Raw genomic sequence first — 15,356 nt, forward strand, 5'->3', positions numbered from 1 at the left:
ACTAAAATAGGAACATCGTGTTCAAAAAAATACTAATCGCAAATAGAGGAGAAATTGCACTGCGTGTTATCCGTACTTGTTCTGAGATGGGTATCAAAACAGTAGCAGTTTACTCTACAGCTGATAAGGAAAGCTTGCACGTAAAATTTGCTGACGAGGCAGTTTGTATCGGTCCAGCAGCAAGTACAGATTCTTATCTAAATATACCAAACATTCTTGCGGCAGCTGAAATCACTAACTGTGATGCGATCCATCCAGGATACGGTTTCTTGTCAGAGAATGCTAATTTCTCTCGTATCTGTGAAGAAAACAATATTAAATTTATTGGTGCTTCTGCAGATATGATTGATTCAATGGGTGACAAGGCAACGGCAAAAGCTACTATGAAAGAAGCAGGCGTTCCTACTATCCCAGGTTCAGAAGGTTTGTTAGACTCTGTTGAACAAGGTCTTGAAATCGCTGAGCAAATTAAATATCCAGTTATCTTAAAAGCTACTGCAGGAGGTGGAGGTAGAGGTATGCGTATCGTTACTTCTCCAGATGAATTCCAAAAAGCATGGGATTCAGCTCGTCAAGAGTCTGCTGCAGCATTCGGTAACGATGGTATGTATCTTGAAAAATTCGTTGAAGAACCACGTCACGTAGAAATCCAAATTATTGGAGATAGCTACGGTAGTGCATGTCACTTGTCTGAAAGAGACTGTTCAATCCAACGTCGTCACCAAAAGCTTACTGAGGAGGCTCCTTCACCAGCTTTATCTCCAGAATTGAGAGAGAAAATGGGTAAGGCTGCTATCGCAGGTGCTGAAAAAATTAAATACGAAGGTGCTGGTACAGTAGAATTCTTAGTGGACAAGCATGGTGATTTCTATTTCATGGAAATGAACACTCGTATTCAAGTGGAGCACCCTGTTACTGAGCAAGTAACTGGTTTCGATTTAATTAAGGAACAAATTAAAGTAGCAGCTGGAGAGAAAATTTCTGGAAAGAATTACGCTCCACAAGCACACTCTATCGAGTGTCGTATCAATGCTGAGGATCCTGCAAATGATTTCAGACCAAGTCCTGGTAAGATTACTACTTTACATATTCCTGGTGGACCAGGTGTTCGTGTAGATACTCACGTATATACAGGATATACTATTCCTCCAAATTATGATTCAATGATCGCAAAATTGATTGTTACTGCTGAAACTAGAGGAGAGGCAATCAAGAGAATGAAAAGAGCTTTAAATGAATTCGTTATCGAAGGAATTAAAACTACTATTCCATTCCACTTGCGTTTAATGGATAATGAAGTGTTCCAATCAGGTCACTTTACAACTAAGTTTATGGAAGAACATACTTACGAAACACTGTAAGTACTATCTATAGATAAAAAAATAGGCTATTTCATTTAATTGAGATAGCCTATTTTTATTATAAGACGTTTTTTATTCAACTCTTAACCAAGTTTGAGTTTTATAAATAAAACCTAAATAACCTCTTACTTGTAACTTTCCTTCTTCTACCCATACTTTGCATGAATAAATTTTACCATTTTCAGGCTTTAAAACTTTACCATCTGTCCACTGGTCGCCATTTTTTTCCATTCCCCAAATGATTTGCATACCCATAACTTTTTGGTCCTTTTTATCTCCAGGACATTTATCACAAGTAGTATCTTCTGGATCTTTCAAAAGCTTAATGATTTTACCTGACATAGTATTATCAGCTTCTTTATAAATCTCTACATAAGCTTTAGCTTCGTTTGTTTCATCATCAATTGTTTTCCATATGCCAAAAACTGAAGATTCCTGAGCATAACTACAAATTGATAGAAAGAGTCCTGTTAGTAAAAGAAGAATTGTTTTGTTCATAATTATAATCTCTATTCAATAATAATTTCTTCACCCGAATAAAAATCAAGTATCTTCATAGAAAAGATAAATTGATATTTCGATCTATTTAATTCTGCACGTGCAATATTCAAATTATTTTCAGCGACAACATAATCAGTAGTATTCGCAGCACCAGATTCAAATCGCTTATTTACAGAACGGAATTGTTCTTCTAACGATTCAACTGATTTTTTATTGGATACATATGTTTTTTGTGCTGATAAAGCATTAATATATGCTTGTTCTATATTTATTCTTAATGTATTAAGTTCTTGTTCTAATTGAACTTCATTCTTTCTAATAGCAATAGTTGCTTTATTTACATTCGTCTTTACATTACGTTTACTGTAAATAGGAATATTCATTTGAATTGAAGCAACTTGACTGAAATAATCTTCAAATTGACGTATCAAAGAATTGTCGTTAGGATCATTTCTATTAATGTAATTTGATGAGTAACCCGTACTTACATTACCATTTAAATTTAATGTTGGGTAGAAGTCACCTTTTGCTATCTTTTTTTGATATTCTGAAACCTGAATATTCATCTTTGCCGCTTGAATTTCAGGCATAATGCGTTTAGATTCTTCAAATACCTCGTTAGATGGAACAAACTGTAATGTAGTATCAGGCTCAGCAAATTCTGGAATATCAATTTCAAATTCAGTATTGAAATCCAATTGCATCGATTGTTTTAGTGTAAGTAATGCAATATTGTAAGCATTTTCAGCTTCAGTCAATTGTCTTTCCGAATCAGCTGACTGAGAAAGTAAATCTAATAATTCTGAAAGAGGAGCAGAACCGGCATCAACCAATCTTTTTGTTCGATCAACTTGTTCTTTAAGATTGGTGACTCTCTTTTCTGAGATACCTACATTTTCATATTTAAAGATAACATCAAGATAGTTTTCAGTTACCTGAAGAACGATGTCGTTCTCCATTTTTTCTTTGCTGTAAGTCGCACTCTCAATATTGACCTTTGACTGTTTTATTTGGTTTCTAACCTTTAGGCCACCAAAAATCGGAACACCAACTTGAGCTCCAAACTGACCATTATTTGTAATTTGATTTACCAATAAGTTGGTGTTCGGATCGGGGTTTAAACCTCTATTAAAACTATGGTTATAAAAACCTGTTACATTAGGATAGCGTTGAGATTTTGCCTGTTTAAATTCTTCTGTTCTCTCATTTACGTTATAGGATTGAAGCTTAACAGAAAGGTTATTTTCGATAGCATATTCGACACATTGTTTGTAATCCCAAGTCTCTTGGGCATAAATTGACACTGAAGTTATCGATGATAATAAAAATAAGAGGAGTTTGTTTCTTGTCATGGTAATATGTAATGCAAACGCATTAAAAAATTAAATGGAAGTGCATGTTTCAAAACAATATTTAAAACATGCACTTAATTTAGTAAAGTTTTCTAATGTAAACTATTTAGTCGTCAACATTTGGTAAAAATGTTACGTCTTGTACCCATTTTATACTTTTAAGGTACTCTAATGTTATATCTCGAGGAGCAGAGTCCATTTCTATAAACTGACAAGCAGTTTGATGTTTACCTTTTCTAGAAACGGTCATTTCTGCAATATTTACATCTTCTTGTGCTAGGAGATTTGAAATGAAGGATATAGATCCTTTTCTATCTTCAGCAGTAACAATCAAGGTAGGAGAGTTTGCACTAAAGTTAGATGAATACCCATTTACCTGTCTAATAGAGATAATACCTCCACCTTTTGATACACCAACTATTTCAAGTTTACGATCATCTTTAGTCAAAATTAGTTTGATGGTATTCGGATGATGTGCAGACGCATTTCCTACAGGCCGAAATTCGTACTCAAAAGATTTTGCTTCAGCAATATCAAAAGATTTTTTGATATTGGGATCGTCAGTTGACATTCCCATTAAACCTGATATGATTGCTTTATCAGAACCGTGGCCTTCATAAGTTCGTGCAAATGAATTATAGAAAACGATTTCAGCATGATCTGGAACTCCTCCAATCATCTTAAAACCAACTCTACCAATTCTTACTACTCCTGCGGTGTGAGAGCTAGAAGGACCAATCATGATAGGCCCAATCATGTCAAAAATACTGGATTTATCCGCCATTTGTGTTTATAAAAAATATGTTTCAAGGCACAAAATGAAAATGATGTACCAAGAATTAAAGTATGTGATTATGTGTTTTTAGTAAAAATAGTGAACAGGATTTGTATTATTGGAAGTTTTGATCACTTTTATTCCATCAAATTGCTCTTTGATAAAATCAATTAATAATTCGGAGGTAAATTGCTCACTTTCGTAGTGTCCAATATCTGCAATCATGATTTGATCTTCGGCATCAAAAAATTCATGATATTTAAAATCACCTGTAATAAAGACATCCGCTTTCACTCCTTTAGCATTTCCAAGTAAGAAACTTCCTGCACCACCACAAACGGCCACCTTTTTAATCGTTTTATTCACGATTTTGGTGTGTCTTATGGCTCCAACTTTGAATGTGTCTTTTAATTTAGATAGAAATTCTTCTGCTGGAATACCATCAGAGTAAGTACCATACATTCCAGACCCTACAGTTGTATTCACGTTTTCTAACTTTGTGATATGATAAGCTACTTCTTCATAAGGATGTGAGGAGTGAAGTGCATTTAATACTGATCCTTTAAGATGTATTGGAAATTGAACTTCAATTTTGTTTTCTTCAACTTGTTCTAAATGATTTGCTTGACCAACAGAAGGATTGGTATTCGAGTTGCCTAAAAATGAACCTATTCCTTTTGATTGATAACTGCAATTGGAATAATTTCCAATTTGTCCAGCACCCGCCTTACCAAGTGCTTCTAAAACCTTTTGAGTAGCTTCTATAGGAACATAAGAAGTTAATTTAAATAAAGTGTCTTTCTTAGGAGCAAGTATTTTTAGATTTTCTAAACCTAATAGGTGGCAAATCTTTGCACTCACACCATTGTTCATGTTATCTAAATTGGTATGAATAGCATATATAGCGATATCATTTTTTATGGCTTTAATTACAGTTCGTTCAACGTAATTTTTTCCATTCAATCGTTTCAACCCTCCAAAAATCAATGGATGATGAGCCACTATTAGATTACAACCAGTGTTAATTGCTTCATCTACAATATTTTCAACACAATCTAAAGTAACTAATATACCTTTTACCTCTTCATTTCCACTTCCGGTAAGAAGGCCTGAATTATCATAAGATTCTTGATATACAGGAGGAGCTAATTGCTCCAAGCTTTTCACGATTTCTTTAATTTTCATGTTACGAATTTAAGTATGTTGAATGTATTTTCATACAGTTTATTCATGTATTTTAGATACAAAAAAAGCCCATAGGAGACCTATGAGCTTAAAATTCATTCCATTTATTACTAATCTTTATCTTTCATTTTTTTATTGAAAGTAAGTACTGGTCGAACGGCATGATTAGCCACTTCTTCAGCAATACTTCCAAGTAAAAGATGTTGAATACCAGTTCTACCGTGAGTAGTAAGTGATATCATATCTGCATCAATAAATTGAGCAAAACCTCTAATACCTTCTTCTTCAGAAAAGTCATTAAAACTATGCACTTCGTAATTTTTAAATTGATGCAATTCTGCAAACTCATTTAATTGTTGAATAGAGTAGGGAGTTGCTTCAAAATTACTTGGTGTGATTACTTTCACCATGTGAATTTTTGAATCATATATTTCCTGGAAAAGTTTTAGTGTGGCAATTGCACCGTTATTAACTTTATGGAAATCAGAAGCAAATACTATATTTTTTGGTTCGAATTGCTCATCCTTCTTTTTCACAGTAAGCACAGGAACTTTAGATAATCTGATGATTTTCTCGGTATTAGAACCTACCAGAAGTTCGTCTAAACCATTAATACCCTGTGAGCCAATAACAATTAGATCAGTTTCTTCTTTACTAACGAAATCAGCTAAGTGTCTTTGAAGCGAATCAAATTCAATGTGTTTTTCGATTTTAATATTGGGATAAGTATCAATTATTTTTTTAATCTTATCATCAACAACTTTTGATAATTTATTGGTGTAATGATTATAAATCTCAGGATCTTCCATACCCACATCACCTGCACCAAATACAGATAGGCTATCATAATGATTGATAGTTGGGACATCGATAACATGAAGTAATGATAGGGATGCATCATTCTTTTCAGCTATTTGAATAGCTATTTCGAGTGCATTATTTGCTTCAACCGAAAAGTCTGTTGGGACTAAAATATTTTTGATCTTCATGATGTTTATCTTTTAGGATTAATGATATATCTAATATACTTTATTTAATGTTGATTTTTATTGATGAAAGTCAATAAAGTGTAAATATTACGTTATTTTAAATCATCGAATATTTTTATCAAAATATCTATTGATGCATCGGAGTGACTACCCGTAACTTTGGTGTATTCCACTTCATTATTTTCTGATAATAATGATTGATAAAGGCTATCTGATGTACTTATTGGAAGAATCTCATCTTCAGTAGAATGATACAAATGAATAGGGTAGTTGTATCTTTCAACCGTTGTTGAGTTTGAATTCAAATAGGTATTTATTTCATCATCACCTGTTTTGAGGGATGAAAGAAAATCTGAAGTAAACAATTCTTCGATGTTATCAGATAATTGACTGTTTACTTGACTAATGTTTAAAGAACCATCAAGTATGGATGTAATTCTATCATTGTATGGAGTGTTGAAATAATAATCATAACCATCTTCAATGCTGTAATTTTCATTAAATGAATAGATAATTAAAGCTAAAAACGAAGGGGCATCATATGTTGTATTACTCAAAACTGTGTTCATTACTTCCTCGAGAAAATAACCTCCAGCACCTGCATACACCTTACTTACTTGATAATCTGTTTTGTTATAATCATCGAAATACTCCATTATACTGAAAGTAGATGCACCACCTTGAGAATATCCTGCTAAAATTAAATCATTAGAGATGGATACTCCTTTTTGATTTAGAAACTCTTTGGTTGCTTTTAAAAAATCAATAGATGAATAGGCGGTAATATTCTTTATGAAATAATTTTGAGGTAAGGCATTACTTTCTCCAAATCCAATCAAATCCGGAGTCATAATTACATAACCTAATGCTGCACCTAGTTCATAAGTGGGTAACGAATTAATACTAGGTGAATTTGTATTTGCTAGAATAGTACCTCTGCTTAATAATATACTAGATAGTTGAGTATCAGTTTTCGGTATGGAGACCACTCCCGATACCGTTATAATATTATCATCGATGTCTTTTGTTGTGTAAGTCAGAACATATGATTCAATATCAAATTCTATTTTTGGAGTGATATTTCCAAAGCCAGCAAATTCGGTAATTAATCTCAATTCCTGAGAGGTAAGGGAAGCTTTTAGGGTACTATTAATTAAAGTGCCCGTTTCATTTAAATTGATTTCATCACTTAAGTCTTCATTATCGGAACAACTGTAAAACAGAAGTAGGAAAGGTAATAATGAGATGAATAGCCTTGTATTTTTGAAAGTAGAATGCATAAAAAAAGAGTTGATTTATTTAAATTAATAAATCAACTCCTAAAGAAAAATGTTTAAATATTTTTTCTTGAAATTTTATTTAGCTGTTCATCGCTTCTTGATGCAAATTTTTATTATTTGAAGATCTTCTATTGTAGTTCTTTTTTAAAACAGGATAAGAAAGAACCGATAATAAAATAACGCTTGCTCCAATATAAAAACCAGGCGACATTTGTTCTTTTTCACCAAAGAACATTAGAGCTAATAATATACCATATATAGGTTCTAAGTTTACGGTAAGGTTGACCTGAAAAGCACTTAAATTCTTTTGTATTTCTACACAAACTGCATATGCGGCTGTCGTACAAACGATAGAAAGAACCAATAAATAAATAATATCTTGATTCGACGGGATAGATAACCATGTATCTCCTGTCGATAAAAAGGGCAATAATATAAATGAGGTGATGGCACCACCAATCATTTCATAATAGGTGATTTTTGGAGATGAAATTCTCTTCACAAACTTACCATTCAAAACACTAAAAGTAGAGGCGACAAACGCTGCACATAAAGAAAGTGATAATCCGAGTGCATGATCAAATTCGAATTGGAAGATAATATACAATCCTACAATGACGAATAACCCCAAGACTACTTCATATGGTTTTATACTCGAACGATTGAAAATAGGCTCAAGAAATGAGGTGAAAAGGGCCGTAGTAGCAATACCTGCCAAGCAAACACTTACTTTTGAAATCTTTGCAGACGTAAAAAATAAGATCCAATGCAAGGCAACCAAACCACCTGTACCCAATAATTTCAACACATCTCTGGTCGGTAATTTCGTTTCCCATTTTTTTATTTTCATAAAAACACCCATCGATAAGGCGGCAATTAGTGTTCTGTAAAACACTAACTGAAAAGAGTCAAGCTCAATGAGCACTCCTAGGATGGCTGTAAAGCCCCAAATAAACACAATGATATGTAACTTGAATTGGTCGTTGAACATTTTGGAAGTTTAAAAGTTTGTGCTGCAAATGTATAAAAAAAGAGTCTAACCATTAACTAGTTAGACTCTCATTTTGTTCAAATTATCGTTTATTATTTCTGTACCTTAAAATACAGGTAAATCGTAACGACAAAGAATATTATGTTAGGGAGCCAAGCTGCTAGGAATGGACTTAATGTATCTGCTTCTGCAATTGCCCTTGACATCAATACCATTAATAAATAGATAAATGCAAGAACAAAGCCCATGGCTATTTGATATCCGGAACCTCTTCTTGATTTCACAGAGGATACACAAACACCCATTATGGTTAAGATAAGAATGGCGAAAGGATAAGCATAACGTTCGTATAAGGCGTTTTCATAAACACCTAAGTTACCTACACCTCTTTCTTTTTCTGCTTCGATAAACTCAGACAATTCTGTGTTTGTTAGCGTTTCATGAAGGGCATACTTACTTTCGAAATATTTAGGATCCAAGTTTAATTTCATGGTCAAACTATTTCCTTTCGAATAGGTTTGCTTTCCATCAGGCTTGAATTCATATTTTTCATATCTATCAAAAGTCCATTCTTCTTTAGTAGAATCCCATTGAATACGATTCGCTGATATCTTACTTAATAATTTGTTTCCACTAAGTACTTCTAAAGTTGGACGATAACCTCTCTTAATTCTGTTGTTATACGTTTCAACATATAGATATGATGAATCACTCACTCTGTAGTGAATATCTCTCTCATTGAAATAATAGGGGCTTTTGAGGTATTTAATTTCAAAAGCTACTCTTGTTTTTGATGCATTTGGTACAGCAAAGCCAATAAGGCCAAAAATAACTATACCAACCAAAACTGCACCCGCTACATATGGAGCTAAGAATCTATGGTAAGAAACACCATTTGATAAGATCGAAATAACTTCTGTGTGCGAAGCTAATCGAGCGGTCATAAATACTACTGCTATAAAAATAGACAGGGGACTAAGTGTATTCACCCAATGTATAAAGAGATTTACATAATACTCTTTAAATACGTATCCGAAACTGAGTCCATGTTTAAGGAAATCATCTTGCTTCTCTGTGTAGTCTACCACACATACAATGATGTTCAATAACAGAACTACAAAAATAAATGTCTTAAAAAACTTTTTGAGAATATACTTATCCAGAAGTTTCATATTGTCTGTTGTATCTATTTTTATATGAAAAAAACCGATTGGCTTACGATATACAAAAAACGAATTACTATTCTAATTTTCCAACGTCTGAGCAGGATAGATGACTATAAAAGTTCACTTTTAACGTTGTTTCACACCCTTTTTTCAAATTTGCATTATTATAAGGAGGGAAGAATTAAAATAGTGATTGAAGTTAATAATAATTCTTGTACTTCTACTAGTTAATGAGTTATAACTAATAAAAAAGCCCTCCAAGAAAACTTGAAGGGCTCCATATATTATTAACTGCTTAATTAGTCAACGATGTCGATTTTTAAGCTGTTTGTTTTACCAGAAACGCTCAATGGTAAAGCAGCGATGTTAACGTAACGGTCGCCTTTTGCCAAGAAACCTTTTTGTACCAAGATAGCTTCAGCCTCTTTGAAAGTCTCAGTAGAAGACTCTTTTGGTAACAAGTGGAATGCTCTAACACCCCATACTAGGTTTAATGTAGCAGCTAACTTCTTATCTGATGAGAAGATGAAGATGTTAGTATCAGGACGGTGTCTAGAGATACGAGAAGCCGTAAAACCAGATTGAGTAAGACCGATGATACACTTCGCTTCTAAATCTTTAGAGATTGCAGCAGCAGATTGAGCGATAAGGTTACCCGCATAGCTATCTTTTGCTGGATCGAAGTCATAAGTTTTGTTGTAGATGTCTTGAGTTTGACGCTCTACAGCAGAAAGGATACGTACCATTGCTTGAACAGTTTCTACAGGGTAGTCACCAGCAGCTGATTCAGCTGAAAGCATTACCGCGTCAGCACCGTCAGTTACAGCGTTAGCAACGTCATTTACTTCTGCACGAGTAGGACGAGGGTTAGTGATCATAGACTCCATCATTTGAGTAGCAACGATTACTGGCTTACCAGCTTTGTTACACTTACGGATGATTTCTTTTTGGATCATTGGTACGTCCTCGAATTTGATTTCAACACCAAGGTCACCACGAGCTACCATAACAGCATCAGTAACTTTCAAGATTTCGTCGAAGTTAGTGATTGCTTCTGGACGTTCGATTTTAGCAACGATCTTAGCGTCAGAACCTTTAGACTTGATAATGTCTTTTACAGTCATGATGTCTTGAGGAGTTCTTACGAATGAAAGAGCTACCCAGTTTACACCAGCTTCAAGACCGAATTCCAAGTCTCTTTTATCTTTTGCTGTAAGTGAACCTTCTGAAATGTTTGTATCAGGTAAGTTCATACCTTTACGTGATTTCAATTTACCACCGTGAACAACTTCAGCAATAATTTCATTACCTTTTACTTCAATAACACGAACACAAAGGTTACCATCATCAATCATGATGTTGTCACCTGCTTTCACGTCTTTTACAATGTTAGTATAAGTAGTAGATACTTTATCTTTAGTACCAACTACTGGAGTATTAGTGATGATGATTTGCTCACCTTCAACAATCTCAACTGCTCCACCTTCAACTTCACCAATACGAATCTTAGGACCTTGTAAATCTTGAAGAATCGCTGTGTTGTGACCAAATTTAGAATTGTATTCAGCTACCCAATCAATTACTTGTTGGTGAGCTTCGTGAACGTCGTGTGAGAAGTTTAAACGGAAAACGTCTGCACCTGCATGGATTAACTCAAGAATTTTTTGCTTATCTCTTGTTGCCGGTCCGATTGTAGCGACGATCTTAGTCTTGTTGATTGCGATACTCATAATTTTTAGTTAACGAATATATAATTTTGAAATGATGAGTGATTAAAATTAATAACTCTGTTTTATTTAAAACTGATTTAATTTCTCACTCTATTTTTGAAACACATGCGAATTTATTAGATTCCACTTTATAGAACAAGAAATATTAAATCATCTTATATTAACAAATGCAATTATCGATAGAAAATTGGCTTTTGGAGAGAAAAAGTGAGCTGAAACGAACGTTAGCTATACTAATTGACCCCGATAAGTGGTCAAATGACGTATATTTTTTCTTAAAAAACGGGAATAAAAATCATTTACCTGATATTTTTTTGGTTGGAGGAAGTTTATTATCCACTAATCAACTCGAAAAAACAGTTAAAGATTTAAAATCATTAGGAAAACCAGTCGTTTTATTTCCTGGTAATTCAATGCAAGTAACCAAAGAGGCCGATGCAATTCTTTTTATGTCATTAATTTCAGGGAGGAATCCTGAATTTTTAATAGGACAGCAAGTTCATGCAGCACATCATGTAAAAGAATCAAAATTAGAAGCTATTCCTTTAGGTTATGTTTTAATTGATACGGGAGTGCCGACTTCTGTTCAATACATGAGTAATACGCAACCTATTCCTTATAATAAAGAAGATATCGCTATTAGTACTGTGATGGCTGGAGAACTATTAGGTATGCGAGCATTTTATTTAGAAGGTGGGAGTGGTGCAAGCAAAACAGTTTCAAATACCATGATCAAAGGTGTGAAAGAGAAAACAGATAGCCTATTATTTGTTGGTGGAGGAATTAGATCAAAAAATGAAGTAGTGGAAAAATTTGAAGCAGGGGCTGATATTGTAGTAATCGGATCAGCATTCGAAAAAAATCAGTCTTTATTAAAAGAACTTTATGAAGAGCTAAACGTGACTATTTAAAAGATATCATTTTAATACGAAAAAAGCCCAGGATGTACTCCTAGGCTTTTTTTTATTAATCTTTTGGTTTTTGCTGTTGATTAGGCTTTGGTTTATACCTTTTCTTGTAGCCCGAATTATTTGATTTGTTATTCGAAAAATTCTTTTTACCCGGCCCTTTAAAGTTCTTTGGCTTATTCGAAAAGTTTCTTCTTTTATTCCCGCCACCTTTTCTAACAACAGGTTTGTACTCTGGACCTCTACCAATAAAGTTTGGGTTTTGAGGTTTTTCAATATCTAAACCAATAAGTTGTTCAATTTTTGCGAACGAACCTTGCTCTTTATAATTTTCATTGATAAACGTTATCGCTTCCCCTTCTCTAGAGGCACGCGCCGTTCTACCAATTCTGTGAACATAATCTTCAGGATCTTTTGGAACATCAAAATTGATAACGAGTTCTACTGTATCAATATCAATACCTCTAGATATAATATCAGTTCCTACTAATATTTTTGTCTTTTGACCTTTAAATCTCAATAGGACTTCCTCTCTTTCTTTTTGATCAAGATCAGAACTTATCCCTTCGGCATTTAGCTTTCTCTTTTTTAATAGAGCAGTTACTTCGTTCACCTTTTGTTTGGTACTTGTGAAGATGATAACACTTTCATATTCCTTTAATGTCATCAAAAAATCTACCATTGCTCCTTTTTGTTGGTCGTAAAGTAGATAAGCTTTTTGAGTAACGTTTTTAGAAGTTTTTGAAATAGCAATATTAATCTCCAAAGGATCTTTCAATAACTCTTTCGCAAGTGTTCTGATTTTTGGAGGCATCGTTGCCGAAAAGAATATATTTTGTCTTTGCTTAGGTAAATGTGAAGCAATCTGAAGAATGTCCTCGTGGAATCCCATATCCAACATTCTATCAGCTTCATCTAAAATCAAGTTTTTGACTTTACTGACATTGGCCCCAATATTTAGGTGAGATAACAATTTACCTGGAGTAGCTACTATAATATCTACTCCTTGTTTTAAAGCGTTTCTTTGATTTGAGAACGATGAAGAATCTCCACCATACACCGCTATAGATGTAACAGGTGTGAAATAAGAAAGACCTTGTATCTGATAATCGATTTGTAAAGCCAATTCTCTTGTAGGTACTATAATTACTGTATGCGTATCCGTACCATCATAATCTGAAGTATGGATTTGGTGCATAATTGGTAATAAAAAAGCTGCTGTTTTACCTGTACCTGTTTGAGCACATGCTATGAGATCTTTATTATCAAGAATAGCTGGTATAGCTTGCTCTTGAATAGGAGTAGGTTCATGGAAATTCATGGAATAAATTCCATCCAAAAGATCATCGTTTAAATCAAAATTATCGAAAGTCACTATATTCTTATTTAATATTTTGTTTGAAAGCTTCAACAGCTTTTCTCACTGAGCCGTTTTTCTCTAAAAGGTTTTTAGCTGTTTCTTCATCGACATCAATTTCTTCCATAACCATACGTTGTGCTCTTTTTTCAAGCTTATGATTAGTTAATTGCATGTCAACCATTTTATTTCCTTTTACTTTACCTAATTGAATCATCACAGAAGTGGAAATCATATTTAAGCAAAGCTTTTGAGCAGTACCGGCTTTCATTCTCGTACTACCTGTTACAAATTCTGGACCGACTATAATTTCTATTGGATATTGGGCAACTTCGGCCATTTTACTATTTGGGTTACAAACAATGCACCCTGTTAGAATACCATTTTCGTTTGCTTTCTGCATTCCTCCAATTACATAGGGAGTTCTTCCTGAAGCGGCAATACCAATTAAACAATCATTCTCGTTGATATCATATTTTAGCAAATCAACCCATGCTTGAGTCTCATCGTCTTCAGCATGTTCAACTGCTTTACGAATTGCACCGTCTCCACCAGCAATAATTCCAATAACTAGATCAAAAGGGACACCAAAAGTAGGAGGACATTCTGAAGCATCTACTATACCTAACCTTCCGCTAGTACCTGCACCAATGTAAAAAAGGCGACCACCTTTTTTCATTCTTTCCACAATACCGCAAACTAATTCTTCTATTTGAGGAATTGATTTATTAATAGCTTGTGGAACGGATTGATCTTCTTTATTCATGGATTGAAGTATTTCTTCTACATCCATTTTTTCAAGATCATTATAATTTGAGGATGATTCGGTGATCATTATTCTATAAGTCTAAAATTTGATTTAAAGATATAGAAAAAAGATCAACTATCTTAAAAGTGAGCCATAATGTCTTCAATTCTATCTATGGCAGGAGTGATATTTTTACACAAATTATCTAATAGGAGGTTAGTATTGGCATTTGTATCGTTCATTACTCCAAAAATATAATCTTGTTGATTTTTTTTTGAAAACTGAATTGAATGCACTAAATGTTCACCTGTTTTTTTGATTTTAATACAATGACCATCTTTATTTAAAGTACCCTCTAATCTTAAGATTTTTTCATTACCACCAATAAGAATAGAATTCATGATATGAAGAAGTTCTTTCTCGTCTGTCGAAGCAGAAATAGGGAGGATGAAAATATTTAGATAGTCATTAATACTTTCAATATATCTGTTATTGTCACTGACCTTAGTTAATAGTTTATTTATTTTTTTATCGTAAGAAAGAGCATTTGGATTTACTTTTTTGGCGAAATAATAATTACTAGGAAATTCATCATTAATAATTAATCGATCAGCAAAAGCTAGATCGTGCCAACTCAAGTTATCATTTAAGTGAATCATATTGATCATTTCTGCTTGAGTATAAGCTACAGTATCTTTCCAAATATATTTTTCCATTAATTCTGCATCAGATAGTACTAAATGTGCAGCATCTTCTAACGAACGCTCTCCATCAGTATATAAGCAGATATCAGTATTATTTTTTTCTAATATTGTATGGATCCAGTAATTGTTATTATCCATTTTTACCCATTCAGCTAAACTATTGCTTCCTGTCGGGGCAAAATTAATTGAATTACCTTTTACCTGCGGTAAAAAATTTGTTATTGTGATATAGTTCTTATTTTTCATATTATTCGATAGCAATGTATTTGATACACATACTCATAACAGTAAAAAGAATTGAAATAATTC

The 15,356-nt window shown here is 33.5% G+C and carries 14 protein-coding genes; 2 read left to right on the forward strand and 12 right to left on the reverse strand.

All coding sequences use genetic code 11. From position 1 onward, the window contains the following. The first annotated feature begins 17 nt into the window (after positions 1 to 17). On the forward strand, positions 18 to 1,361 hold the full coding sequence (gene accC / locus MY04_RS05405; protein WP_066207424.1) for an acetyl-CoA carboxylase biotin carboxylase subunit: 1,344 nt from the start codon (positions 18 to 20) through the stop codon (positions 1,359 to 1,361). Positions 1,362 to 1,433: 72 nt separating this feature from the next. On the opposite strand, the gene MY04_RS05410 is transcribed toward accC, so the two are convergent. The 9 genes from MY04_RS05410 to pyk form a co-directional block, all read right to left on the reverse strand. Beyond that, positions 1,434 to 1,859 (reverse strand): DUF2147 domain-containing protein, encoded by a 426-nt coding sequence (locus MY04_RS05410; protein WP_066207425.1) that lies wholly within the window; start codon positions 1,857 to 1,859, stop codon positions 1,434 to 1,436. 11 nt (positions 1,860 to 1,870) lie between these two features. Then, positions 1,871 to 3,214 (reverse strand): TolC family protein, encoded by a 1,344-nt coding sequence (locus tag MY04_RS05415; protein ID WP_084005778.1) that lies wholly within the window; start codon positions 3,212 to 3,214, stop codon positions 1,871 to 1,873. 106 nt (positions 3,215 to 3,320) lie between these two features. Then, entirely contained in the window at positions 3,321 to 3,998 is a 678-nt protein-coding gene (gene sdaAB / locus MY04_RS05420; RefSeq protein ID WP_066207429.1) for an L-serine ammonia-lyase, iron-sulfur-dependent subunit beta, read from the reverse strand. A gap of 78 nt (positions 3,999 to 4,076) precedes the next feature. After that, entirely contained in the window at positions 4,077 to 5,174 is a 1,098-nt protein-coding gene (locus tag MY04_RS05425) for a Nif3-like dinuclear metal center hexameric protein (RefSeq protein ID WP_066207432.1), read from the reverse strand. A gap of 110 nt (positions 5,175 to 5,284) precedes the next feature. Then, complete coding sequence (locus MY04_RS05430) at positions 5,285 to 6,163, reverse strand: universal stress protein (protein WP_084005779.1); 879 nt, start codon at positions 6,161 to 6,163, stop codon at positions 5,285 to 5,287. Between the two features lie 92 nt (positions 6,164 to 6,255). After that, a complete protein-coding gene (locus tag MY04_RS05435) occupies positions 6,256 to 7,443 on the reverse strand; it encodes a lipase family protein (protein WP_066207434.1) in 1,188 nt (395 codons plus the stop codon). A 79-nt stretch (positions 7,444 to 7,522) separates the two neighbouring features. Then, complete coding sequence (locus MY04_RS05440) at positions 7,523 to 8,434, reverse strand: DMT family transporter (protein ID WP_066207436.1); 912 nt, start codon at positions 8,432 to 8,434, stop codon at positions 7,523 to 7,525. Between the two features lie 92 nt (positions 8,435 to 8,526). Beyond that, positions 8,527 to 9,606: an LptF/LptG family permease gene (locus MY04_RS05445; protein ID WP_066207438.1), complete on the reverse strand. Its 1,080-nt coding sequence runs from the start codon at positions 9,604 to 9,606 to the stop codon at positions 8,527 to 8,529. A gap of 293 nt (positions 9,607 to 9,899) precedes the next feature. Then, positions 9,900 to 11,330 carry a pyruvate kinase gene (gene pyk / locus MY04_RS05450; protein WP_066207440.1) on the reverse strand — a complete coding sequence of 477 codons (1,431 nt, stop codon included), beginning with the start codon at positions 11,328 to 11,330 and terminating at the stop codon, positions 9,900 to 9,902. A gap of 167 nt (positions 11,331 to 11,497) precedes the next feature. On the opposite strand from pyk, the gene MY04_RS05455 reads away from it, so the two are divergent. After that, positions 11,498 to 12,241 (forward strand): geranylgeranylglyceryl/heptaprenylglyceryl phosphate synthase, encoded by a 744-nt coding sequence (locus tag MY04_RS05455; RefSeq protein WP_066207442.1) that lies wholly within the window; start codon positions 11,498 to 11,500, stop codon positions 12,239 to 12,241. A gap of 55 nt (positions 12,242 to 12,296) precedes the next feature. Here MY04_RS05455 and MY04_RS05460 read toward each other — a convergent pair whose 3' ends face one another. From MY04_RS05460 to MY04_RS05470, 3 genes are read right to left on the reverse strand one after another with little or no spacing between them, the layout of a single operon-like run. After that, positions 12,297 to 13,613: a DEAD/DEAH box helicase gene (locus MY04_RS05460; protein ID WP_236941099.1), complete on the reverse strand. Its 1,317-nt coding sequence runs from the start codon at positions 13,611 to 13,613 to the stop codon at positions 12,297 to 12,299. A gap of 7 nt (positions 13,614 to 13,620) precedes the next feature. Further along, entirely contained in the window at positions 13,621 to 14,430 is an 810-nt protein-coding gene (murQ, locus tag MY04_RS05465) for an N-acetylmuramic acid 6-phosphate etherase (RefSeq protein ID WP_066207444.1), read from the reverse strand. Positions 14,431 to 14,483: 53 nt separating this feature from the next. Beyond that, positions 14,484 to 15,293 (reverse strand): hypothetical protein, encoded by an 810-nt coding sequence (locus tag MY04_RS05470; protein WP_066207447.1) that lies wholly within the window; start codon positions 15,291 to 15,293, stop codon positions 14,484 to 14,486. Positions 15,294 to 15,356 lie beyond the last annotated feature (63 nt).

Origin of the sequence: Flammeovirga sp. MY04 (assembly GCF_001682195.2) — a bacterium.
GTDB classification, from domain to species: Bacteria; Bacteroidota; Bacteroidia; order Cytophagales; family Flammeovirgaceae; genus Flammeovirga; species Flammeovirga yaeyamensis.